The sequence below is a fragment of the Paenarthrobacter sp. OM7 genome, from assembly GCF_029873575.1.
Lineage (GTDB): Bacteria > Actinomycetota > Actinomycetes > Actinomycetales > Micrococcaceae > Arthrobacter.
This window is the reverse complement of the sequence record NZ_CP123579.1, coordinates 818,648-842,144: the sequence shown is the minus strand read 5'-3', so window position 1 is coordinate 842,144 and position 23,497 is coordinate 818,648. Positions and strand designations below refer to the sequence as shown.

Genomic DNA, 23,497 nt, shown 5'->3' with positions numbered 1-23,497 from the left:
TCGGATATGACATCGTTCCGGACAAAATCATTCGCAGAGTGCACGTTCTCGCGGCACCTTTTGCTGCGTAGATGGCAGACCACCAGTTACCAGACAGGCTGGCGCTTCCATGCTGACTGGTTCTTGCCCGAAGTCCGGACCGTCGTCTCCTCACTGGCTGACAGCGCATCCGTTCCGGCACCTGCAGCAAAATCGCTCGGCGCCGCACGGGCCAGGAATGGCGTGGGCATCGGTGAGACCATGACTGATTTCCGGGCACTCTTTTCGGCCGCGGGAAGGACCCTGGACGTCGATGCCCTGCAGTCAGTGGCGGAAGGCTGGGCGGAGGTTGCGGAAACGGCGCCGCCGATCTCGTGCACGGATGTCTACACAGGACTGGCTACACAGGCACACTTCCAGCGGCGGATCCATGAAGTGTCGTCAATGGGGACCGGGCCCGATTGCCCGGGCGCGCATGCCATGGCCATCATCTCCATCGCCGGCCCTCGAGACGGCCGGAGCCATTGCTGGACCCTCCTGGCCCGGATGGGAGAAGCCGTTAAAGGGCAACTGAATGGCACCGGAGCGATGGCCATGTACCAAAACTCCGCCGTGCATGTGCTGTTCCCTTTCAGTGAAAGCAACCTGTGCAGGTTGGTGGAGTGCAAAGCCGCGCTGGAAGCTTTGGGGGATGGCACCCTTGGCCCTGCCCGGCTGCGGTTCTACCCGCTGTCTTCCGCTGCTGCAGCGGTGTCCGCCGACACGGCAACAGCAGCCAAGGATTCATCCTGCGAAACAAAATAGGCCGGCTCCCTACGACGCCGTCACGAACCAGTATGGCCCAACACTCATCTATTGACGGAGCATCTCACCACGGATTCTAAGGACCATCCAGCACATGAAAAATCAGATCCATCTAAAAACCGCGTCATTGGTGGCCGCCCTTCTGGCGGTTGTCATGGCCGTCCTGGGGCTGGGCCTGTCAGCCTTGCCCGCCCACGCTGCAGAGCTGACGGACGCGGACATCACCCTGAGGACGGAATCAGTAGTTTCCAGTCAGTGGGACCAGGTGGATTTGACGTGTGAATGGTCCGTGCCGGACAACTCCCGGCCGGGTGACACCTTCAGCATCCAACTGCCCCCGCAACTGCGGTGGTTTGGAGTCACAGAATTTGATCTCCAGAATCCTGACGGCGAAACGGTCGCCACCGCAAGGGCCAACGACTCAGGCCTGGTGGTATTCACGCTGACGGACTTTGTGGCAGAACAGCCCCTCAATGTCGGTGGGACGTGTTCCTTCAGCACGCAGTACTCGGTTGATCCCGGTGACGGCGAAATTGAAGAACTGAGCTTTAACGTCGGCTCCACAGTGCTGCGTGTCCCAGTGGCTGTTCAGCCGTGCACGTCGGAGTGCGGTCCGTCCCTCCCGACTGAAGCAGGCAAGGCCATGTGGTGGGTTGACCCCGCCCAGACAGTCCTTGAGTCGATCTTCTACATGCCGCCGATGGCTGCGGAGACCAACGATGTGGTGGTTGCCGATACCCCGTCAGCCGGCATGGAGATCGACTGCAGCCGGGTCACACCCCGCGTTGGACGAGTCTTGAACGACGACGGGAACATCACCGAGCCATATGCCAACGAGCAGTACCCTGCAACCCTCGACTGCACTCCGCAGAAACTCACGGCGAGCTGGACTGGCCTTCCCAAAGGCCTTCATGTGGAGCTCTACGTTGTGACCCAGGTGACCGATGCCGCATTGAACGTCTACGAGAACAGCGGAACTGTCACCATCTCGGGGCAGGAAACACCTGTGGCGGCCCAGACCCGCCGGAGCAGCGGAAGTGGCACAGGCAACGGTTCGCCCAATCCGACGGCAACACCGACGGCCACCGCAACACCCACACCAAGCCCAAGCACCCCCACTCCGACGGCAACACCGACGGCCACCGCAACACCCACACCAAGCCCAAGCACCCCCACTCCGACGGCCACCGCAACACCCACACCAAGCCCAAGCACCCCCACCCCCACCCCCACTCCCACCCCGACCGCTACGTCAATGCCCACTGAAACGGATGAGCCGATTGTCGTGACTACGGACCCCCTGGTTGTGGCGCCCACGGAGAACCCGTCGGAGCCCGCGGCAGAGGAACCTGAGGAACCGTTGGCAAAGACGGGCACGCAGGGATCGGCATTCGTCTTCATAGCGGCCGCGCTCCTGGCCGTCGGATCGGTGCTCGCCTTCGCAGGATCACGCTGGTCCGGCCGCAGGTCGCACTAACAAGGCCCGCTGAGTGCCGGATCGGCTGATGGGCCGGGCACACGATGTCCAGCCCATCAGCCGGTTCTTCAATCTCGGCTCGCGCTGGCATGGGTTGGGGGCCAGCGCGAGCCGTCCCAATGCAGCTGCGCCCCGGCGTCGACTCGAGTTCAGGGAATGCCCACACACGGCGCATAGTTGAGGAAAGTGCAACCACGCCACGTGCCGCGAAGACAAGCCGAGGAGACCCATGAGCTCGCCCACCACAGCAACCGATCCCCAGCTGGCCCGTTGGGAGCGGTTCCGCACGGGCCGGCACACGGCGCTTGCAACCGAGCATGGCTGGCTGACCCTGACCTCTTTCCAGTGGCTGGAGTCGGACCCGGCCGAGGTCGAACTCGCCCCCGGTCTCTGGTCAACTGACGGTTCTACCGCTTTTCTTTCGGCGAGCGCAGCGGACGGCCTCACATTTGTCCAGACCGGCGAGCCTGTGGACGGGACAGTCAGCGCAGTCCTGCAGGACGAAGAGTCACTGATGTGGGTTCAGTACGGTGGCGTCGACGGTAAGCAAGTGGTGGTGGAACTTGCCATGCGTGCGGACAAGTACGCCATCCGCACCCGTGACAACAGCTCCCCCGTTCTCACGGAGTTCCAAGGCGTTCCCACCTACGACTACAACCCCGAGTGGGTCATCCAGGGACGTTTCGAGGCGTACGAGGAGCCTCGCGATGTTCCCATCGGCACAGCTAATCCTTTGGTGGACGGGGTCCATCGCTCAGTGGGAGAGGTCGTTTTCCGGGTACCGGGTGTGCCCCACGAAATCCGGCTCCACGCGGAGGAAGAGAAGCTGGGTGCCCTCAACGTGACCTTCCACGATGAGACCAACGGTGCCACCACGGATGAGTGGCGAAAGGTCTTCATTCCTCGCCCCCGCCCGGACGGGTCCGTTGTGATCGACTTCAACCGCAGCATCAACTACCCCAGCGCCTTCACCCCCTACGGCACATGCCCTATGCCGGTGCGGGGCAATTCGATCGATGTAAGGGTGGAAGCCGGTGAGAAACTCCCCCGAGACTAAATTACGGACCGCCAAGCCCACCCGGACTAGGTGATTGCCGAAACCCCCGTCACTGCGCGGCCAACGATCAACGAATTGATCTCGTAGGAGCCCTCATAGGTGTAAATGGCTTCAGCGTCGGCGAAGATTTTGGCGATCCGGTAGTCGGTGACAATTCCGTTTCCGCCCAGAATGGACCTGCCCAGAGCCACTGTCTCCCGCATCCGGGCGCTGCAGTAGGCCTTGGCGAGGGCCACTTGGGCCATGTCGGCGCCGCCGTGCCGAATGCCTTGGGCATCCGTGGAGATGTCTTCCTGCAGCTGGGCGATCCTCACCATCATCCCCATGCTGGCTACAGCGTTTCCCAGCATGTCCACCAAATGTTGTTGGATGAGTTGGAATTTGGCGAGCGGCTTCCCGAATTGCATGCGCTCGACGGCGTACTGCCGGGCAACATCGAACGCCGCCAGTTGCTGGCCAACGGCTTGCCAGGCAACCATGATTCGGGAGCCTCGCAGCAGGTGGTTGGTGTCGGAGAAGCTGCTGATCCTGGCGAAGCGATCCGATTCGGCGACTTCGACGTCCACGAACCGGATGTCGGCGTTCTGCACCGTCCGCAGCGCGATCTTGTTTTCGATGCGGCTGCGGGTGATGCCAGGCAGGGAAGCGTCAACGATGAACGCGCGGATGGCTCCGTCGGCTTCGTCTTTGGCCCACACCAGCATGTAGTCGCAGAACGTCCCGTTGCCAATCCAGCGTTTGGCGCCGTTGACCACCCAGTAGTCACCGCCGTCGGAAGCTGCCCGTTGGATCCTGCGCGCCGTGGTCTCCATGCCACCTGCCACATCAGACCCATGGTTTGGCTCGGTGAGCGCGAAGGCGCCGGTGGTGCGCAGGTTTGAGGCGTCGTCGAGGTAGCGGTCCTGTTGTGAGTCGCTCCCGAAGTCGTACAGCGACTCAACGAAGAGATCGTGATGGACCATGAAGAACGTGGCGATCGAGGTGTCCACACGGGTCATTTCGGCGATCACCAGGCCGGCGAACAGGTGCGTGTACCCCCGCTGGGCCGGCGCACTGAGCCGCAGCGCCGCGAGCTTGGGCAGGATGTGTTCCGGGAACTCGGCCTTTTCCCACCACTGCCCGGCGTAGGGGGCGATTTCCGAAGCAAGGAAGGCCCGGAGTTCGTTGAGTTTCCGCTGTTCCTGGACGCTGAGCAGCGACTCGAAGTCGAAGAAGTCCGCGGTGGGCAACCCCGCCACGGAGGAAGGTATCGCACCGGCGGAGCCCGCGGGCACCGCCGGCGAAGATGGGGAAGCCGCGCCGCCGCTGTAGTCGCCCATTATTTGATTCCCATGCGGATGGCGCCGTCCAGCCGGATGGTTTCACCGTTCAGCATGGCGTTCTCCACGATGTGCGCGGCCAACTGTGCGTATTCGGCCGCACGTCCCAGCCGCGCTGGATGCGGGACCTGCTGGCCCAGGGAATCCTGTGCCGCTTGCGGAAGACCGGCCATCATGGGTGTTTCAAAGATGCCGGGCGCTATGGTGGCCACCCTGATCAGAGAACGTGCGAGCTCGCGTGCCAATGGCAGGGTCATGGCCGCCACAGCGCCTTTCGAAGCAGCATAGGCGGGCTGTCCGATCTGGCCTTCGAACGCTGCCACGGATGCGGTGTTGATGATGACGCCGCGCTCGGGCCCGCCCAGTTCGGTGGAAACCGGTTCCGTTTCCACCATGGCTGCGGCGGCAAGGCGGATCACGTTGAAGGTTCCCACGAGGTTGATTTGGATAACTTTGTTGAAGGTTTCCAAGGGCAGCACGCCGTCGCGTCCCAACACTTTGCCGGGTGTGGCGATGCCGGCGCAGTTAACGACGATCCGCAGCGGGCCAAGGGCGGTTGCAGCATCGACGGCGGCCTGAATCTGCGCTTCATGGGTGACGTCCGCGGGGACAAAGACCGCCCTCGGACCAGAACCTGCACCCAAGGCGTTCAGTTCTGCGGCGTAAGCATCCCCTGCGGACTGCGGCAGGTCCACCAGGACCACCGACGCTCCGGCCTCGAACAACCGCCTTGCGGTGGCGGCCCCCAGCCCTGATGCCCCGCCGGTAATCAGCGCGACCGTGCCCTCGATGTCCATTCATCCTCCTTGATGCAGACCCAAAATCCGTTAATGCATGTTAACTGGAATTGTGGGCCAGCGCACCCTCGGTAGGCTGGGACCATGCCCGCCGACGCTTTCGCTGCCGACCAGCCGCTCCCCCTCACGGACCAGGACGAGTGGGCAACGCGCGCCAACCAGGCCGCCCGATCAGTGACGCGGACCTTCGGCCGGCGCCTGCTCTTCCTTCCCGGCACGCACATCGGGGCGGTCAGCCTTCCCGCCACTACTCTCCGCAGCGTCTTTGGTCCCTGGCATTACTGGTGGCAGGCGCACTATGTCGATTGCCTGGTGGACGCCGGCCGCCGTGAGCTGGCCACCACAACAAAGTTCGACGGCGTCTCCCGCCCCAGTGCGGGCAGGCTCGCTTCGCGGCTGGTCACCACCATCCGGTTGCGGAATCTGCTGAGGTTCGAGAACCACTTCTATGACGACATGGCGTGGCTCGCCCTCGCTACGCACCGGCTGGAGAAGCTGGCGGAGGAAACCAGGAAACCGGGTCGTCGGCGCAATGCGTACGTTCGCAAGAAGCTCACCCTGCAGTTCCACTCGGCCTCCACGGACGATCTGGGCGGCGGAACGTTTTGGAGCACCCAACGGGACTTCAAGAACACTCCTGCTACAGCTCCCGTAGCGCTCTACTTTGCGCGGACCGGGCACAGGGAACGGGCGCAGTCTCTGGTGACGTGGCTCAACAGCAGGCTTTTCGACCCGCAACGGGGTGTCTACTTGGATGGACTTCGCATCCGCAATGGCGAGACCGTCCTCGAGGAGGCGGTCTACACCTACAACCAAGGTCCAATCCTTGGTGCCTTGCTGGAACTTGGTGGCCAGGAGAACCTGGAACGTGCTGCGCGGCTGGTTGAGTCCGTGTCCCGCGAACTGACGGTCCCCGGAACACGAGTCATCCATGGTGACGGCACGGGCGACGGCGGACTTTTCACCGGCATCCTGGTCCGCTACCTCGCACTTGCCGCGCGGGACCAACGGTTGCCCGCAACTGCTCGGGACACTGCCCGGGCCTTGGTGCACGCTACGGCCGGGGCGTTCTGGATGACGCGTCGTGAGGCGTCGGAACCAGCCCCCGCCGAAGCCCCGGCGCTCATATTCTCCCCCAATCCACTGCGGCCGGCGGCCGAGACGTATCCGGTGGGTGCCGCCGTCGAACTGTCCACGCAGCTTCAAGCCTGGATGACGCTGGAAGCTGCGGCCACGCTCTAACCGCCGTCGGCAGCCGGGCGCTTCTTCTGCGGATACGGCGTTTCGTGCCGGGCCAGCATCTCCACGAACCCGGCAATCTTGCGGGCCCGGGTCTCTGCACGTTTCACTCCGTTGGTGCGGTGGATCAACGCGAAGCGGTTTTGGGAGGTCAGGACCTCGAACATCGCCTGCGCTTCCGGCACCGCGGCGATGGCGGCAGCCAGATCGTCAGGGACCACGGAGTCCGCAGGACCTGCATAGGCAGCTTCCCAGCGGCCATCGGCCTTGGCGGCTTCGACGGCGGCACGTCCGGCGTCGGTCATTTTGCCCTCGGATTCCAGCCGGGCAATGTGGCCCACGTTCCGGACTGACCAGATGCTTTTGCGGCCCCGCGGCGTCATGCGCTGCATGTAGCTTTCGTCGTCGCGGCTCTTCGATTGACCGTCAATCCAGCCAAAGCACAGTGCCTCATCCAGGGCGGCGTCGTAGTCCAGCTCCGTGACCGTGCCGCCTTTCTTGTGCAGGATCAGCCACACTCCCGGGCTCTCGGCAGCGTGCGCCGAAAGCCAGTCACGCCACGCGGCGCCGTCTTTGAGAAGGAGTTCCGGAAGCTCAATGGGCATGAGCCTATTCTGCTGTGAAACGGGCGGTCCAAGGCAAGTCCACGCGGCATAGGCTGGGAAGTGACTACCCTGCCCAGGAGGACCAATGCTGCGAGCCCGCCCCACCCATTACACGTCCCGCCCCGATCAGTGGTCCACGCTCCTCCAAGCGCTCGGGATGGTGAAGACCGTGGACGACGACGCCTGGTGCGAGTTCGACGCCGGTTCGGGTCGCCTCGCGGTGGGATTCGTGGAGCGGGGTCATCCGTTGGACGGCTCCACGATTTTCGGTGTGGAGGTGGGGAACCTGGCGGAATTTGCGCGCCGCACCGAGGAAGACGGCACCCAGGCTGACTGGAACGAAACCCAGGACGGACCCACCGTGCGGATCTCTGCCGAGGACGGTTTCGAGTTCTTCGCGTTCCCTGCGACCAGGGCAGCGGATGGCACCTGGGCCACGTCCACGGAGGCTGACCCGGCGCTGGCCGTAGTAGGCAACTGGATCAGCCCTTTCGTGGGCCTTGCGGCCAACGATCTGCGGAACATCGGCGCCCGGCCGCGCACGGAGGACGACGAGTCAGCCACGTTCACCACCAAAAACGGCGGCATCCTGCGCGCGATCCACGGCGCGGACAGCGCCAACGGGGATCTTTCCTTCGAGTACGACGGCGGACTGGAGCCGTTGTTGCACCGGCTCACCGAAGCGAAAATCGAAGCCAGGATCAGCGAGGACGTGCTGTACGTCGCCAACCCGGATGCTGCGGGTGGGGCAGCGCCGGCGTCGATCGTGATCGAACAATCACCATCGCAGCAGGCGCCGGCGAGCCCAAGCAGCTAGTCCTTGGCAGCTGCCCTGCGGAAGCTCCGTTTGATCGCATCCGCAGGAGAAAATCCTCGTCCACATAACACCCGGGAAGCCGCACGAGACGATTCTGGTCCTCTAATACCGCCGAGAGCGTAACCTCGCAGCCACCGGAACGCCACCAAGGAAGTTCGGCTGGGGATGGGGTAGAACTTAACCATGAGCGTACGTACACCCGACCCGTATCCAGGCTGGCTTTCAGATGAAGACCTCTTCGAAGCCCGCGGCCGACTTCCCATGGTCTACGTGGAGGCTGTTCCGGTCAGGCTGGATCCGCTCGGGTATGTGAATGAGGTTGGCACGCTCCTGCAGGGCGATGCCGACGGCAACATGGTCCGCTACCTCGTCTCCGGCCGCGTCCTCTACCGCGAGACCATCCGCGCAGCTCTCCTGCGTCACATGGAGAAGGACCTCGGTCCCTTGGCCTTCCCGCAGCTCCCCATCAGCCCGGTCCCCTTCACCGTGGCCGAATACTTCCCGGCCCCCTCCCAAACCGGCTTTACGGATGACCGCCAGCATGCGGTCTCGCTGGCCTACGTCATCCCGGTGACCGGCGAATGCGAACCACGCCAGGACGCACTGGAACTCACCTGGATGACGCCGCAAGAGGTGCTGAGCGAGAACGTCCAGCAGGAATTCGACGGCGGACGCGGGAACCTCGTGCGCCAGGCGCTGGCTTTTTCGGGCATCGTTCTCTAGCGGGTCCCCGCACCTGCACCAGCCGCCCTTTGTAGACTGGACGGCGGACCCCAAGAGAACCAAAGGACTTCCGATGACTCACAGCCCAGCCACACAGCAGTACAGAGAGAAGCAGGCTGGGGACCTGCGGCCCGGAGATTTTGTCTATCCGCCCGGCGACGGGCCAGCCGCTGAAATCGCCGGCATCGAGGTGCAGAACGACGATTACGGCGTTGCCGCGTTGCTGCTGGTGACCATGGTCGACGGCGGCACGGTGCGGATCGCTGCCGGGTCCAGTGTCCCTGTGGGGGACGCCGTCGATGCAGGCGTGGATGCGGAGAGCGACGCCGGGACGGCGGGCGCGGGCGCCCCCGAGTCCAATACGCCGGATTCCAGCATTCCGGACTCTGGTGCACCCGACTCCAGCACCCCTGCCTCCAGTACCTCCGCAGAAGGAGGCTCCGATGCCTCCCCCGAGCCGGCCGTCGTCGTTCCTCCCCGTCCGGAAATGCCACCCACGTACACCCGCCCTAGCGCCGAAGAGTTGGCCCTGATCCCCGAACCGAATGGCACCCCGGAGGCCGTGGTGAGCGCAGCCGCGGCCAACCATAAGGGCAAGAACGGCGTCCAGGTCCTGGCGGATCGCCTGACGAAGGGCATCAACACCAAATCAGGCAGCTGCCTCCGGGATCTCAGCAACCTGGCGTTCGACCTCTGCATTGTGCTGCGCGATCCGGACCATGCCCTGGCCGTAGCGGACCTGCTCAACGTGCTGCCCTTTGACGGCAACCTGGACCGCTGGGCATCCATTGAGCGGGCGCTGGCATTGTCCAGTTTCATCTGCCGCGAAGCCGGCCAAGCCGAACGTGCCGCGGTCTACGAGAAACTGTTGCGCGCGCCCGAGTCCCAGGAAGAGGACCCGTTCAAGGCCCGGATCAACGCCCGGGTCCGGCAGCGCTCGCTCAACGAACCCAACCTGTACGACAAAGAAATCTTCCGCGCGATCGACAACGGCAACCACGAGGCCGAACGCGATTGGCGGTTCCTCCGACTCGAAGCGCTCATGTTCCTGCGCGCCCACGGCGGCTCCAAGACCATCGGCGAAGACGAGTTGGCCCGGCGGATCAGCAACGAACTCGAAGCAGTGCGGGCATAAATTTCCGGACCCGCCGCTTCTGGGTATTTCAAGACCTGTTATGCGGGCGCGAACGGCGGTAGATTCGGGGCCATGACGAACAATCTGAGCGTTGTGATTAATGCCGACGCGCAGCAGGTTTGGACAATGCTGCGTGAACCGTCGCTGGTGGCTCAATGGCACGGCTGGGAAGCCGACGATCTCACCGACGAAATCAAACAGATCTATTTCAACACCGACGTTGTGGAGGGGCCCGATCACACGAGCCTGACCGTCAATGGCGGCGATGTCTTTGAGCTCCACCCTGTCTCCGGCGGGACGGAAGTGAGGGTCACCAGGGCGGCGCTCGACCACAATTCCGAGTGGGCTGAATGGGACGAGGACATCACCCAGGGCTGGCTCACCTTCCTGCATCAGCTGCGCTTCGCCCTGGAACGTCACCCGCATGGGCACCGCCGGACGCACTTTATTTCGCTTCCGGGCAAGGGCGGGCCGGCGATTGAAAAGCTGGGACTCGGGGATTTGCCGCCCGTTGGGGAGGAGTATTCGCTCACCCTGGCAACGGGCGAGAAGATCTCCGGCAAGGTCTGGTTCAAGAGCCGGCATCAAGTTGGCCTCACCGTCCACAGCTACGCGGAGCACGGAGACGGCCTGTTGATCGTCGCGGAACAGCTGCCGATTCCGGAGAAAAGGCCCGACGGCGGCTCCATGGTGATCGCCTCCACTTACGATCTGGGGGCCCACACCTTGGCGGACATCCGCTCGTCGTGGGACAACTGGAAATCTGAGAACTACGGCTCGTAGGGCTTCCTCCGCGGGTTACTTCGGGTAAAGCTGGCACACTTGGTAGCGTGCCAGCTTCCGTTTCTGCTTCCGCGTCTGTGTCTTCCCCTACTCCCGGCCAGCCTGACTTGCCAGGGTTGTCCTCCCGGCAATCCGGGTTCTCCTTTTCGGTGGGCCAGCGCCTGACTGAAACGTGCTCGCCGTCGGACGCCCAAGTGAATGCCAACGGCGGAGCTTTCCTGGGCCGCACCGGAACCATCACCACACCGCACGGAACCATCCAGACGCCCGCGTTCATCGCCGTCGGGACCAAAGCCACCGTGAAAGCGGTGCTGCCCGAGTCCATCGCCGACCTCGGTGCGCAGGCTGTGCTGGCCAACGCATACCACCTGTACCTGCAGCCGGGGCCGGAGATCCTCGACGCCGCCGGTGGGCTGGGCGCGTTCATGAACTGGTCCGGGCCGACCTTCACCGACTCCGGAGGATTCCAGGTGATGAGCCTGGGTTCTGGGTTCAAGAAGGTCATCGACATGAAGAACGTCGATTCGTCCGGACCCGACGACGCCGTGGCACCGGGCAAGGAACGGCTGGCGCACATTGACGATGACGGCGTCTGGTTCAAATCGCACCTCAACGGGGACAGGCACCGCTTCTCCCCCGAGATTTCCATGCAGGTCCAGCACCAGATCGGCGCGGACATCATGTTCGCCTTCGACGAGCTCACCACGCTGCAGAACTCGCGGGCCTACCAGGAGGAGTCCCTGGAGCGGACCCGGCTGTGGGCGCTGCGGTGCTTGGAGGAGCACGCTTCCTTGACTTCTTCCCGCGTGGGCAAGCCCTATCAAGCCTTGTTCGGCGTGATCCAGGGTGCGCAGTATGAGGACCTTCGCCGCAAGGCGTGCCGGGATCTCGGTGCCATGCCCTTTGATGGGTACGGGATCGGCGGGGCGCTGGAGAAGGAAAACCTGGGCACGATTGTGCGCTGGTGCAACGAGGAATTGCCCGAGAACAAGCCCCGGCACCTTCTGGGCATCTCCGAGCCGGACGACATCTTCACTGCCATCGAGAACGGCGCCGACACCTTCGATTGCGTCTCCCCCACCCGCGTGGCCCGAAATTCGGCGTTCTACACACCGTTCGGCCGGTTCAACCTGTCCGGGGCCCGCTATAAAACCGATTTCGGGCCGTTGCAGGACGGCTGCGACTGCTACACGTGCGTGAACTACTCGCGGGCTTACATCCACCACCTGTTCAAGGCCAAGGAAATGCTCTCGGCAACGCTCATCTCCATCCACAACGAGCGCTTCGTGGTGAAGATGGTGGACGACGCCCGCTTGGCCATCGAATCCGGGGATTTCTTCGAGTTCAAGGCGGAGACCCTGGGCCGGTACTACTCGTAGGCGTCGAGATCGCCGGAAGCCTGCGTGGGCGTGCGGAAACTTCCGGCGAACTCACACGGTTCCGGCGAACTCGGCCCGAGCCTAGGCTGCCGTTACCCCGTAGCTTGGCTCGCGCTTCTTGATCCACCCGACAACCAGCACGGTGACGGGCACGAACAGGAACTCCACGGCCGTCTTGTAGACGAAGCCAACCAGGGCGTAGTTCAGAAACGAGCCAAAGTCCGTGATGCCGATGACCGATGCTGCGATGCTGCAGAAGATCAGGGTGTCCACGAATTCGCCCACCACGGACGAGCCCATCAGGCGTGCCCACAGGGACTTCTCGCCGGTGCGGGCCTTCATCTTCACCAGGATCCAGGAGTTGATGGTCTGTCCGGCAAGGAAGGCAAGGAGCGATCCAAGGACGATCAGCGGCACGGGTCCGAGGGCGCCTTCGAGGGCTGCTTGCTTGCCGATGCTGTACTCGTCATTGAAACCGGGCAGCACGATGATGATCCAGTAGCAGAGAGAGGCAAAGACCGAGAGGGCAAACGAGGTGATGATGGCCTTGCGCGCCACCTTGAAGCCGTACACCTCGCTCATCACATCACCCAGGATGTAGGCGATGGGGAACAGGAAGAACCCGCCGTCAGTCAGGATTGGCCCGAGCGCGACGCCCTTGGAAGCGCCGATGTTGGACAGGATCAGCACCACGGCCATGATGGCCAGCATGATGCCGAAATACGGGGAGCCTATTGAAGCAAAGCGTGGGGCGGGCTTGCTCAAGGTACTGGAGCCTGAGGGCGAGGGCATGGGTCATCCATTTCGTAGTGGTTCGCGCAGGCTCCTTCGTTCAGGGCGCCCCGCTGTATTAGCACTGTGGTTGGTGGGGCATGTGGCCCGGCACCGGTTCCATTCTCCCACTCCTCCACCCCAACGCTCACTCACATCCCTCGGGCTTGAACCCAACGCTCTCTCACATCCCTCGGGCTTGAACCCAACGCTCACTCACGTCCCCTTTTGAACGTGTTCAGAAATATGCCATACTCAGTCTTGAACACGTTCAAAATACGTCCCAGGGAGCGGCACCATGGCAGCAAAGAGTGAGCAGACCCGCCAATTAGTGGCCGACGTCGCGCTGAAAATGTTCCGCGAGGTTGGCTTTGAGAAGACCACCATGCGAGCCATTGCCCAGGAGGCCGGGGTCTCAGTCGGCAATGCCTACTACTATTTCGCATCCAAGGACGAGCTCGTCCAGGAGCTTTACGCTCAAGTGCAGGATGAACACGCCGTGGTTGCGGCGCAGGCCTTGGAAGGAGTCCAAGATCTCGCGGGCCGCCTGAAGGCAGTGCTGCACACCGGCATCGACGTCATGGCGCCGTACCACCAGTTTGGTTCCGACTTCATCGCGACGGCGATCCGGCCGTCGTCGCCCGTCAATCCGTTCGGCGAGGCGTCCACCGCCGCACGGGAGGCTTCGCTCGCGATCTTCCGGTCCGCCGTCGAGGGCTCCTCCCCCGCCGTTGCGAAGAAGCTGCGCGGCGATCTGCCCGAGCTGCTGTGGCTGGCGTACATGGGAGTCGCGCTGTTCTGGGTTTACGACACCTCCGAGAACCAGCGCCGCACACGCAAGCTGATCGACGGCGCCGCCCCGCTGGTGGCGCGCGGCTTGTCGCTGGCGAAGATTCCGGGCGTCAGCAAGGTGTTCGATGACGTTCTGGGACTCGTGCGCAACGTCAAGGAAGATTCGTGATGCGGCGGACAGTAGTCATCGCCGGCGCTACTGGCTTCATAGGCAGCTACTTTCAGCGGCGGTTCCTTCAAGAAGGCTGGCAGGTCCGGACCGTTGGGCGGGACGCTTCGGCTGACGCGCAATGGCACGACGACGGCGCCATCACCAAAGTGCTGGACGGTGCCGAACTGCTGGTGAACCTCGCCGGACGATCCGTGAATTGCCGTTATGACGAGCGGCACCGCCGGCAGATTCTGGACTCCCGGGTTCTCACCACGCGTGCCTTGGGCCGGGCTGTTGCTGCCTGCGCCGAACCGCCCAGGACGTGGATCAACTCCAGCACCGGAACCATTTACCGGCACGCCGAAGATCACCCGCAGTCCGAGGTCTCGGGTGAATTGGGCAGCGGGTTCTCCGTGGACGTGGCGCGTGCGTGGGAAGACGAGTTGGCGGCTGCCGTTGTCCCCGGCACCCGCAAAGTGCCGCTCCGCATCGCGATTGTCCTGGGGGCGGGCGGCGTCATGAGTCCCCTCCGGAACCTCGCCCGCCTCGGTTTGGGCGGGCACATGGGTCCGGGCACGCAGAAGTTCAGCTGGATCCATGTGGAGGACCTGTTCAGGACGGTGCTGTTCGTCCACGATCACGGAGAGCTGAGCGGACCGGTGAACGCGGCGACGCCCCACCCTGTGGACAACCGGGAGCTCATGGCCATGGTTCGGCGAAGCATGGGTGTCTCCTTTGGCATCCCGACACCCGCATGGCTGCTCGAGGCCGGCGCCGTCCTCATTCGGACACAGACCGAGCTGGTCCTCAAGAGCCGGTGGGTAGAACCCCGGAAGTTGCTCGACGCGGGGTTCGCGTTTGAGTATCCATCGCTGGCTGGCGCGCTTAACGAGATCGCCAACGCGCACCCCAAACCCTCTCTCACATAACCGCACCTTCAAGCGAACCGTCTCTCACATCCCCGCCCCTTCAGGCGAACCGTCTCTCACATCCCCCGGAGGTATTCATGAGTCAGGAACCCTGGTCAGACAAGGAGGAATTCGCGCTGGCGACGCGGAGCCCGTCGGGAGGCTGGCGATACGGGCCAAAGGACAGAGTGGTGCTCGGCGGCAAAGGACTGGCAGTTGGCACCGCAGTAGCGCATCTGACTTTCTGCGTTCTCGTCAGCATCCAAGCACCTGAGTGGTGGATCATCTTTTTCATTTACAGCTTGCTCCCCGCCTGGGCAGTTGGTGCTGCCGTGGGATCGCTCCTTGGGCTGGCGCTGCGTCGCATTCGGAGCCAGTGGGTTCACGTGGCCGCGTTCTTCTCCGTCGGACTACTCATGTGCGCACCGTTTGGCGGACTCTCGGCAACCGGTCCGTGGCTGCTCTCGTTATCCATCGCCCTCGCCGCCGGCGTCGGCCGTCTGGCTGTTTGGAAACTGGTGCGAATCAACCACGCGGGTGAGCCGACATACCGGGGAACCTCTCTTTCGTAGTCGGCGTAGGACTGGCCAAATTCCTGCCGGAGAGTGCGTTCCTCCCACAAAGCGCCCAGGTGTTCCACCACCATTCCTGCAGGCAGAGTCACCAGGGCCCAAGCAGAATCTCGGGAAATCGCCACCCCTGCGTGTATCAGCCACCACCCCAGGTACATCGGGTGGCGGCTCGCCGCATAGGGCCCGGTGGTCACCAGATCTTCGGGGTGGGCCAGCGCGAAGCTTCCTGCCGTTCTACGCCGTCGCTCCGAAACAGCCCAAGCGGTGATCCCCGCGCCAGCCAGAACCAACACAGCGCCGGCCGCTCTATGTCTTACGCTGCGCTCAGAGACGGAAACGGGATGCAGACGGTCGAGGACCACGTCCAGCACCAGACCGACAACTTGGCCCGGCGGCAGCGGAATGTTGGCTGCCGCCTGCTGCACGGCGCGGGGTGCGCGGCGAACTGCATCCATGCCACGAAGATAACTCCGGCCATCCAGGAAAGCCACAGCGCCAAGCTGCGACCGAAAACCTGAAGGTGAGCGGCCGCCGTCGAGCACTAACCGGCCGAAACCTAAGGAAGTGTTAGGAAATGCCCCGCCAGCTATGGCTGTGCCGTGCATCACCCATAGCTTGGAACATGTCCTCTTCACCCCGGAGGGCCTTTCTTAGTCGACGAAGAGCCATGCGCAAGGACGCCATGAGCACCAGCTTCATGGACAGAACGAACTCATGCAAGACACGGCTGCCGTATCAGGCGCCGTCCAGGAAGGTTCATTGATGAGCACCCAACAAGCTGCACCTCTGAGCGAAGCCGCCCAGACACGCAAAGCCGTGAGCAACATCCTCAAAGGCTCGGCAGGAAACCTCGTGGAGTGGTTCGACCTCTACGTTTATACGGTTTTCGCGGCGTATTTCCAGTCGCACTTCTTCAACTCCTCGGACGACCTGCAGGCAGGCCTTGAGGCGATGGCTGTCTTCTCGACGTCGTTCCTCATGCGTCCCATCGGCAGTTGGTTCTTCGGCCGCTATGCCGACCGGAAGGGCCGCAAGGCTGCCCTGACACTCAGTGTGACGCTGATGTCGGCCGGTTCCTTCGCCATCGCGATCCTGCCAACGCAAGACGTGATCGGCCTCTGGGCCCTGATCCTGCTGGTGTTCATCCGCGTCGTGCAGGGCTTCTCTGTCGGTGGCGAATACGGCACCAGCGCCACGTACATGTCCGAGGCAGCGACGGCCAAGCGCCGCGGTTTCTTCTCCAGCTTCCAGTACGTGACGCTTATTGGCGGGCAGATGCTTGCCCTCTTGGTGCTCGTGATCCTGCAGAACACCATGAGCAAAGAAGACCTGACCGCGTGGGGCTGGCGTATTCCGTTTGCCATAGGCGGTGTCGCTGCCCTGGTTGTTCTCTGGCTCCGCCGTTCCATGGAAGAAACCCTTTCGGCCGATCAGCTCCGCGCCGCCCACGTCAAGGTTGAGGGTGAAGCCCAGCCAGGCACCATGAAGCTGCTCTTCACCAAGCACTGGAAGCCGCTGCTCATCTGCATCGGAATCACCCTGGGCGGTACCGTGGCGTTCTACACGTACACCAACTTCATCCTGAAGTTCATGAACGATACGTCCGGCATCGCGAAGACAGATACCTCCGTCATCAACTTCTGGGCTCTGTTCATCTTCATGCTGCTGCAGCCGGTGTACGGCCTGATATCGGACAAGGTTGGCCGCAAGCCCTTGCTGATCTGGTTCGGCGTGACCGGTGTGCTCTTCACGTGGCCGCTGCTCTCCACCCTGTCCGGCACCAAGGATCCGTTCATGGCGTTCCTGCTGATGCTCGGCGGCCTGCTGATGGTTGGCGGCTACACGTCCATCAACGCGCTGGTGAAGGCCGAACTGTTCCCGGCTTCCATCCGCGCGCTCGGCGTCGGGCTCGGTTACGCGATCGCCAACTCGCTGTTCGGCGGCACCGTTCCGCTGATTGGCGCAGCGCTGCAGAAGTCGGATCAGGTGGACTTGTTCTTCACCTACGTCACGGCAGCCATTTTCATCTCGCTCCTGGTGTACATCTTCGCGTTGAAGAACAAGAAGGCCACTCACCTGGATGCCGAGCAAGGCAACGCTTTTGTGGCTAAGGGCACTGCGAAGGACGACGACGACAAGAAGGACCTCGTCAACGCCTAATCTGGCCGCTTTGTGAGGCCCGCTCTGCCCCCTTTGGACACTCCGAAGGGCGCAGAGCGGGCCTCACAACGTTAAGCTCTAGTAGCGGACCAGGACCAGCGGACCAGAACCAGCGAACCAGCCCGCAGTAAACCAGCCGAGCAAGACAAAGGACCCTGACAGTGCAAGTGCTCATCGTCGAGGATGACGACGCCATGGCGTCGGCCTTGAGCGCTGCCGTCGCCTCTGCCGGCCACAAGCACACCAGGGTATCCCGTGGCGAGGACGCACTCCTGGCTCACCGGCAGCACGAAGTGATCCTGCTGGACCTCGGCCTCCCGGACCTGGATGGCTTGGACGTCCTGCGGAAACTCCGCCAAGTAACCCAGGTCCCCATCCTGATCCTGACAGCACGCGACGACGAGCGCAGCGTGGTGCTGGGTCTTCGATCCGGGGCGGATGACTACCTTGTCAAGCCCGTGAAGCTCGTGGAGCTGCTCGCCAGAATCGAAGCGGTCACCAGGCGCACCAATCGCTCAGGCCAGGAAACCCCGCACACCATAGTCCTCGGAGAGCTGGAGGTGGACCTCCACCGTCGCGTGGCATCCGTGGGCCAAAGGCACCTCGCCCTCACCGCAACCGAGTTCGACCTCCTCAGCCTCTTGGCCAGGAATGCAGGCTCCGTGGTCACCCGGGAACAGATCCTGGACGCACTCTGGGGAGATGCTTTCCTGGCCCACTCCCGGTCCTTGGACGTGCACCTGACAGGCCTCAGATCCAAGCTCCAACTTCCCGGATTCATCATTAACGTCCGGGGCGTCGGCTACCGCGTAGAGCAACCGTGAAAGTCCGCGTCCTCGGCATCCTGAGCCTGCTGATGGTGATCATTGTGGTGACGGTATCCAGCGTGATCCTGACCTCTGCCAGCCGGGAACTCACCCAGGAACTGCAGATCAACCGCGTCGCAGCCCTCAACCGCTTCGCGCAACTGGCCAGTGACGCCGTGGAGGACAACAATACAACCCAACTTCAGCGGGAAATGGACCGCTATTCCGAGCTTTATGGCGAAGGAATCCTGATCCGCCTCCAGCAGGAAACCCTCCGCGCCGGCGGTCTCAGCGAAGACCATTCAGAGGTCGAGGACGCCCTCAACCGGGCAAGCCTCAACCTCAGCGACACCACGCTGAACCCGATCCGCGCTTTCGGTACCGGCAACGACTTCATCTCCAGGTCCTTCGGGACAGCCAGCCAGGTACTCGGAGAGGTGGTCCTTGAAGTCGACCTCGATGCAGCCCGGCAGAAGTTACGGGAGCGGTGGCTCGTCGTCGTACTTGCCGCGGTGGCGTTGGGCGTGCTGCTGCTCGTAGCGGCATCGCGCATCACGGGATGGGTTTTGCGCCCGGTCCATCGCCTCAGCAAGGCAGTCCACGAGCTCGAAGCGACGGGAAAAACCAGCCAGCTCCCTGAAGCCGGACCGCCTGAGCTCCGGGAACTGAGCCGATCCTTCACCGCCATGGCGGATACGGTGACCGAGAGCATGGAGTCACAACGCCGGCTCATCGCCGATACCTCGCACCAACTGCGCAACCCCGTAGGGGCGCTGCGGTTGAGGATCGACCTGCTGCAGCTCGCTTTGCGTTCGGTGCCCGAAAAAGAAGCGGCGGCCGGCGTCGTGGCGGAACTTGAGCGGGTGGAAGAGATGCTCGACGGCGTGCTGAAGCTGGCGACGGCGGAACACCGCGCCTTTGAGGGGTCTGCCCGGGCTGAAAAAGCACCGGAACACCAGCGGTTGGCCGTCATCGACCCGTACCCGATTCTGCAAGGCGAGGTTGAACGGGCGACGCCGGCCGCTCACCGTGCCGGATCAGAGCTCACCTTGGAGGGCCCTGGGTCAGAAAGCCCGATCGTCTGCGACCCCGATGAACTCGCGCACATGGTGGGCGAACTCCTCGCCAACGCCATCAAATACGCGCCGGGGGCCACCATCACGGTGGCGACCCGGCAGACGCAAGGAGGCACCGCCGTCGTGATTTCCGACGACGGCCCGGGCCTCCCGGCCGAACAGCTCGCCGCATCCACCACCAGGTTCTGGCGGGCTCCGCAACACAGCAGTATTGCGGGCAACGGGCTGGGGATGACCATCGTGGAGCGGCTTGCAGAAGCAAATGGCGCGAGGCTGGTCCTGGAGGCCCGCGAGCCCCATGGCCTGGCGGCACGCCTCGAGTTCGTGAAACCGGAGGAGGACACGCATGCCTGAACCCCTCAAAGTCTCGCGGCGGAGTGTCCTCCAGACAGCCGTGGCGCTTGGCTTGGGCGGCAGTCTGCTCGCTTCAACAGCAGGCTGCACCACAGAGGAACGCCCTCAGGAAATCACCGTTGCCGGCGGCGAATCGGGCGGCTTCTACCTTGAGTTCGCCAGCCTGCTCGCCGACTTGCTGGAGCGTGAAGGGGTCGCTGGGAGGTCAGTTGCATTGACCACCGGCGGAAGCCTCGAGAACATTCAGCGGGTCTTATCCGGCGAGGCGACGCTCGCCGTCGCGCTGGCCGACGCAGCTGCCCAGGCAGCTCCCGGACGGGGTGAAAGCCAGTTGGTGGCCTTGGGAAAGGTGTACCAGAACTACGTCCACTGCATCGTTCGGGAAGACAGCGGAATCCGAACCTTCGCTGACCTCGCCGGGAAGACTGCGGGCGTGGGTGAGGTGGGCTCGGGAACCACCCTCACGGCCGGGCGCATCATTGCTGCCGCCGGGCTGTCTCCTGAAACGGCCGGGCCGGAACGGGCACTGAAGCAAGCCAACTTTGGGTTGAACCAAGCCCTGGCCGCCTTGCGGGAGGGTTCCCTTGACGTGATGATCCAGTCCGGAGGTGTCCCGACGGCGCCCATCGCTGCTGCAGCCCAGGAAACAGGCGTGCGTCTCCTCGACATCTCGGAGTTCATCCCGGCGACCCGGGCCCAATCGGGTTTCTTCTATGACCGCGTCCTCATCCCCGCGAACAGCTACGGGAACGCACCCGCCGTCTGGACCGTGGGCGTAGCCAACCTGCTCCTGTGCCGCAGGGATCTGGCCGATCAGGTTGTCCGGCAAACCGTTGAACTCCTGGTGGAACAGGCCCAGGATCTGGTGCCGAAATCCAGCACCGGCGTGCAGTTCCTCAGCCCCGAAACACTGATTAACACCGCCGGCGTCCCGTTGCACCCGGCTGCACAGGCTGCCTACCGGGCGCTGCACGGCTAGCCCCGTTTAGGAGTCAAACCGGAGCAACTGCCAAAATGATGACATGACTTCAGCCGTTGCCCCTGCCATTGCCCTGACCATTGCCGGCTCCGAAGCGACCGGTGGCGCCGGCGCGCAGGCCGACCTCAAGACCTTCCAGGAACTCGGAGTGTTCGGCATTGCGAACCTCACCTGCATCGTGTCCTTCAACCCGCAGGACAACTGGAACCACCGCTTTGTGCCGGTGGACCAGCACGTCATTGCAGACCAGCTGGAAGCCACGACGGCGGCCTATGGTGCCGCTTCCGGCGCACCGTCGGTGTTGGACACCGTGAAGATCGGTATGCTCGGAAGCCCGGCAACCATCAGCACCGTGGAGAAGGCACTGACCGACGGATCCTTCAAGCACGTGGTGCTGGACCCGGTCCTGATCTGCAAGGGACAAGAACCAGGCCACGCCCTGGACACGGACCAGGCGTTGAAGGCGCAGATCCTGCCACTGGCCACCTTCGTCACTCCGAACCACTTCGAAGCCGAGTCGCTGTCCGGCCTCACCATTACTGACGAAGAGACGCTCAAGGCCGCCGCCATCCGCATCCACGAGATCAGCGGCGCAGCAGTCCTCGCCAAAGGCGGGGTTCGGCTGGAAGGCCCCGACGCCGTCGACGTTTATTACGACGGCGAGACGCTGGAAGTCCTGCGTGCCCCGAAGGTCGGCGAAGTTGCTGTGTCCGGAGCCGGTTGCTCCCTTGCTGCAGCTGTGACGGCCGAATTGGCCAAGGGTGCCACGCCGCTTGAAGCTGCCCGTACGGCGAAGGCGTTCGTGACCGCGGGTATCAAGAACCGCGTGTCCTCCGGGGCTCCCTTTGATGCGCTGTGGCAGGGCGGGGCCCTGTCCTAGCCTCTCCGTCACGCAAAAACAGCCGCCCCGGAAACACTTCCGAGGCGGCTGTTTTTTGCGTGTGGGTTAGCGGGAGACCTTGCCCATGAGCGAGGCGATCGGGCGCAGGAACAAGGGCCGGGCGAGGAACCAGGCGGCCGCTGTGAACACAATGGAAGCTGCGAAGATCCCAAAGCCCCACCAGCTGTTGTTGTCGTCGTTTGCGGCGTACATGTGGTTGAGGTTCCTCAGCGCGCCAGTGGCCAGCACCAGCGTCACGTGGACGATCACGAACGCGACGAAGTAGATCATCACCGGGAAGTGGATCTTGCGGGCAAGTTCAATGGGATAGAACTTGTTGATCGCGGCCTTCTTTGGCCATGCCCCGGACATCCGAAGGCCCGTGATGATGGCCAGCGGGGCCGCTATGAAGACCGTGATGAAGTAGGTGAGGAGCTGCAGGCTGTTGTAGTTGTTCCAGCCGTTTTCGACGGGCCAGTTCAGCGAGGCGTACTGCAGGCCGGCCGAGATTGCGTTGGGGAAGACGTCCCAGCTGGTCGGCACGATCCTCAACCACTGCCCGGTGGCGAAGAGCAACACGATGAAGATGATGCCGTTCAAGACCCAGAGCGCGTCAAGCGTCAGGTGGAACCAAAGGTCCAGGCTGATCTTGGTAGGCGGGTTCTTGGTCTTGATGAAGCCCTTGTTGTTCCGCGTCCAGTTGGCCGCCGGGCGGGTGGTGGTCCGCACCTGCCAGCCCGAACGGATGATCAGGACGATGAAGAACATGTTGAGGAAGTGCTGCCAGCCGAGCCACGCGGGGAAGCCGGTAGGAGTGCCCTCGGGAACGGCCGAGTGCCCGGGGTAGTCCGTCAGGAATTGCTGGACCGGCTGGAGGGTCCGGAGCCATTGCGCAACGAGCACCAGAATCAGTGCCACCACCAAAGCTCCTGCGGTGACGACGATGGGTTTGAACCACCTGTTCGACGTGATCCCGGACGACTTGCTTGAAACGGACATCAGGCCGCGTTCCTCTCTGGCTTGTTTGGCTGCGACCAGTTGGCGCTATACAGCGATTCAACCAGTTGCGGCCCGACGGTGAAAACGGCACCCGGGTTTCGGGGCGTTCGACGTCAAAAATCGCAGCATTCGGATACATGCCGCAATACGTATTTCTAGAACAGACTTCCAGAATTATTTCCTGTGTTTCATGAGCCAGTCAAGGCTTGTTGCTGGCTATCTGGATTCCTTGGGAGGTAGGATTCCAAAAAATAGCCGTCCGACACTCCGATCTACGTCCTGCCGCGAAAGGGAGGCCAAGCGTGGTCCGTAAGACTTCCGAAGTAGCCAGCCATGCCGGCTCCTGGAAATGGACCCGCACCGCGGCAACCCAACGCAACCTGCTGGATGCGGCCAGCGATGTATTCGTCGAGCATGGCTTCACCGGCGCGAGCATCTCGGACATCGTGGCCCGCGCTGGATCCAGCGTAGGCAGCCTCTATCACCACTTCGGCGGCAAGACAGAACTCTTCCTTGCACTATGGGACGACTATCAAAATGAACACGAGCGCTTGGTCGCCGCGGCCGTGGCCAAAGCCCGCAAAGCCGGCGAGAACGATCCCCTGACTCTGTTCAACGTGGGCAGCCGCAGCTACTTCGACTACACCTGGAAACACCGCGGCCTTGAGCGGGTGTTCATTGAAGGCGACACTCCCCCGGGCTTCGAGGTTCTACGACGCGAGCGCGGACGCGAGTGGGTCCGGCAAAACACCGTGCTCCTGGGTGCCAGCGACGACACCTTGGGCCGCCTCACGGTCGCTGTCATCACGGACATCGTCACCGTGGCAGGGCAGGAAGTAGCCCTCAGCGCCACCAAGCGCGAGGCCGACGAAGTGGTAGATGCGGCGGCCATACTGGTGAGCCGCCTGGTCCGCTAACCGCGGCCACTACCGGCA

Annotated in this window: 23 protein-coding genes and 1 pseudogene; 18 read left to right on the top strand and 6 right to left on the bottom strand. The window is 63.2% G+C overall.

Translation table 11 applies throughout. The features are described 5' to 3' along the window. Window positions 1-123 precede the first annotated feature (123 nt). The 3 genes from QEH68_RS04005 (at window position 124) to QEH68_RS03995 (ending at window position 3,317) form a co-directional block, all read left to right on the top strand. Entirely contained in the window at window positions 124-783 is a 660-nt protein-coding gene (locus QEH68_RS04005; protein ID WP_280626662.1) for a hypothetical protein, read from the top strand. A gap of 94 nt (window positions 784-877) precedes the next feature. Next, entirely contained in the window at window positions 878-2,260 is a 1,383-nt protein-coding gene (locus QEH68_RS04000) for an Ig-like domain-containing protein (protein WP_280626660.1), read from the top strand. Between the two features lie 229 nt (window positions 2,261-2,489). Further along, entirely contained in the window at window positions 2,490-3,317 is an 828-nt protein-coding gene (locus QEH68_RS03995) for a DUF1684 domain-containing protein (protein ID WP_280626658.1), read from the top strand. 26 nt (window positions 3,318-3,343) lie between these two features. Here QEH68_RS03995 and QEH68_RS03990 read toward each other — a convergent pair whose 3' ends face one another. Then, window positions 3,344-4,636 carry an acyl-CoA dehydrogenase family protein gene (locus tag QEH68_RS03990; RefSeq protein WP_280626656.1) on the bottom strand — a complete coding sequence of 431 codons (1,293 nt, stop codon included), beginning with the start codon at window positions 4,634-4,636 and terminating at the stop codon, window positions 3,344-3,346. Beyond that, complete coding sequence (locus QEH68_RS03985) at window positions 4,636-5,433, bottom strand: SDR family NAD(P)-dependent oxidoreductase (RefSeq protein ID WP_280626654.1); 798 nt, start codon at window positions 5,431-5,433, stop codon at window positions 4,636-4,638. Before QEH68_RS03985 ends, QEH68_RS03990 begins: the two co-directional genes overlap by 1 nt. Before the next feature lie 84 nt (window positions 5,434-5,517). Here QEH68_RS03985 and QEH68_RS03980 point away from each other — a divergent pair, with 84 nt between their 5' ends. Then, complete coding sequence (locus tag QEH68_RS03980; RefSeq protein WP_280626653.1) at window positions 5,518-6,675, top strand: glycoside hydrolase family 76 protein; 1,158 nt, start codon at window positions 5,518-5,520, stop codon at window positions 6,673-6,675. Here the strand turns inward: QEH68_RS03980 and QEH68_RS03975 are convergent. Continuing rightward, window positions 6,672-7,277: a YdeI/OmpD-associated family protein gene (locus QEH68_RS03975; RefSeq protein WP_280626651.1), complete on the bottom strand. Its 606-nt coding sequence runs from the start codon at window positions 7,275-7,277 to the stop codon at window positions 6,672-6,674. The genes QEH68_RS03980 and QEH68_RS03975 overlap by 4 nt on opposite strands. A gap of 85 nt (window positions 7,278-7,362) precedes the next feature. Here QEH68_RS03975 and QEH68_RS03970 point away from each other — a divergent pair, with 85 nt between their 5' ends. The 5 genes from QEH68_RS03970 (at window position 7,363) to tgt (ending at window position 12,114) form a co-directional block, all read left to right on the top strand. Beyond that, window positions 7,363-8,094, top strand: a complete 732-nt coding sequence (locus QEH68_RS03970) for a hypothetical protein (protein WP_280626649.1) — start codon at window positions 7,363-7,365, stop codon at window positions 8,092-8,094. 183 nt (window positions 8,095-8,277) lie between these two features. Beyond that, a complete protein-coding gene (locus QEH68_RS03965; RefSeq protein ID WP_024819523.1) occupies window positions 8,278-8,817 on the top strand; it encodes an NUDIX hydrolase family protein in 540 nt (179 codons plus the stop codon). 73 nt (window positions 8,818-8,890) lie between these two features. Continuing rightward, window positions 8,891-9,952, top strand: coding sequence for a DUF6707 family protein (locus QEH68_RS03960; protein ID WP_280626647.1), 1,062 nt, complete (start codon window positions 8,891-8,893; stop codon window positions 9,950-9,952). Between the two features lie 72 nt (window positions 9,953-10,024). Beyond that, on the top strand, window positions 10,025-10,735 hold the full coding sequence (locus QEH68_RS03955) for an SRPBCC domain-containing protein (protein WP_207596246.1): 711 nt from the start codon (window positions 10,025-10,027) through the stop codon (window positions 10,733-10,735). Window positions 10,736-10,842: 107 nt separating this feature from the next. Further along, complete coding sequence (gene tgt, locus QEH68_RS03950; RefSeq protein WP_280627967.1) at window positions 10,843-12,114, top strand: tRNA guanosine(34) transglycosylase Tgt; 1,272 nt, start codon at window positions 10,843-10,845, stop codon at window positions 12,112-12,114. Window positions 12,115-12,195: 81 nt separating this feature from the next. Here the strand turns inward: tgt and QEH68_RS03945 are convergent, their stop codons facing one another. Next, entirely contained in the window at window positions 12,196-12,906 is a 711-nt protein-coding gene (locus QEH68_RS03945) for a queuosine precursor transporter (RefSeq protein WP_089593686.1), read from the bottom strand. A gap of 277 nt (window positions 12,907-13,183) precedes the next feature. Between QEH68_RS03945 and QEH68_RS03940 the strand changes: the two genes are divergently transcribed. The 3 genes from QEH68_RS03940 to QEH68_RS03930 all read left to right on the top strand — a co-directional run bounded on the left by QEH68_RS03940 (window position 13,184) and on the right by QEH68_RS03930 (window position 15,308). After that, window positions 13,184-13,846 (top strand): TetR family transcriptional regulator, encoded by a 663-nt coding sequence (locus QEH68_RS03940; RefSeq protein WP_280626646.1) that lies wholly within the window; start codon window positions 13,184-13,186, stop codon window positions 13,844-13,846. After that, the gene (locus QEH68_RS03935; protein WP_280626644.1) at window positions 13,846-14,757 is read left to right on the top strand and encodes a TIGR01777 family oxidoreductase; all 912 of its coding nucleotides are present in this window, start codon (window positions 13,846-13,848) and stop codon (window positions 14,755-14,757) included. Before QEH68_RS03940 ends, QEH68_RS03935 begins: the two co-directional genes overlap by 1 nt. Before the next feature lie 77 nt (window positions 14,758-14,834). Beyond that, entirely contained in the window at window positions 14,835-15,308 is a 474-nt protein-coding gene (locus QEH68_RS03930) for a hypothetical protein (protein WP_280628067.1), read from the top strand. 71 nt (window positions 15,309-15,379) lie between these two features. Here the strand turns inward: QEH68_RS03930 and QEH68_RS03925 are convergent. After that, a pseudogene (locus QEH68_RS03925) lies at window positions 15,380-15,763 on the bottom strand (methyltransferase); the annotation flags it as partial. Window positions 15,764-16,070: 307 nt separating this feature from the next. On the opposite strand from QEH68_RS03925, the gene QEH68_RS03920 reads away from it, so the two are divergent. The 5 genes from QEH68_RS03920 (at window position 16,071) to QEH68_RS03900 (ending at window position 21,563) form a co-directional block, all read left to right on the top strand. Further along, window positions 16,071-17,468 (top strand): MFS transporter, encoded by a 1,398-nt coding sequence (locus QEH68_RS03920; RefSeq protein ID WP_207596241.1) that lies wholly within the window; start codon window positions 16,071-16,073, stop codon window positions 17,466-17,468. 161 nt (window positions 17,469-17,629) lie between these two features. Continuing rightward, entirely contained in the window at window positions 17,630-18,292 is a 663-nt protein-coding gene (locus tag QEH68_RS03915) for a response regulator transcription factor (protein WP_280626641.1), read from the top strand. Further along, window positions 18,289-19,704 (top strand): HAMP domain-containing sensor histidine kinase, encoded by a 1,416-nt coding sequence (locus tag QEH68_RS03910; RefSeq protein WP_280626639.1) that lies wholly within the window; start codon window positions 18,289-18,291, stop codon window positions 19,702-19,704. The genes QEH68_RS03915 and QEH68_RS03910 overlap by 4 nt, the downstream gene beginning before the upstream one ends. Next, window positions 19,697-20,683 (top strand): TAXI family TRAP transporter solute-binding subunit, encoded by a 987-nt coding sequence (locus QEH68_RS03905; RefSeq protein WP_280626637.1) that lies wholly within the window; start codon window positions 19,697-19,699, stop codon window positions 20,681-20,683. Before QEH68_RS03910 ends, QEH68_RS03905 begins: the two co-directional genes overlap by 8 nt. Window positions 20,684-20,726: 43 nt before the next feature. Then, on the top strand, window positions 20,727-21,563 hold the full coding sequence (locus tag QEH68_RS03900; RefSeq protein ID WP_207596237.1) for a hydroxymethylpyrimidine/phosphomethylpyrimidine kinase: 837 nt from the start codon (window positions 20,727-20,729) through the stop codon (window positions 21,561-21,563). A 66-nt stretch (window positions 21,564-21,629) separates the two neighbouring features. Here the strand turns inward: QEH68_RS03900 and QEH68_RS03895 are convergent, their stop codons facing one another. Beyond that, a complete protein-coding gene (locus tag QEH68_RS03895) occupies window positions 21,630-22,562 on the bottom strand; it encodes a cytochrome b/b6 domain-containing protein (RefSeq protein WP_280626634.1) in 933 nt (310 codons plus the stop codon). 302 nt (window positions 22,563-22,864) lie between these two features. Between QEH68_RS03895 and QEH68_RS03890 the strand changes: the two genes are divergently transcribed. Further along, on the top strand, window positions 22,865-23,479 hold the full coding sequence (locus QEH68_RS03890) for a TetR/AcrR family transcriptional regulator (RefSeq protein ID WP_280626633.1): 615 nt from the start codon (window positions 22,865-22,867) through the stop codon (window positions 23,477-23,479). Window positions 23,480-23,497 lie beyond the last annotated feature (18 nt).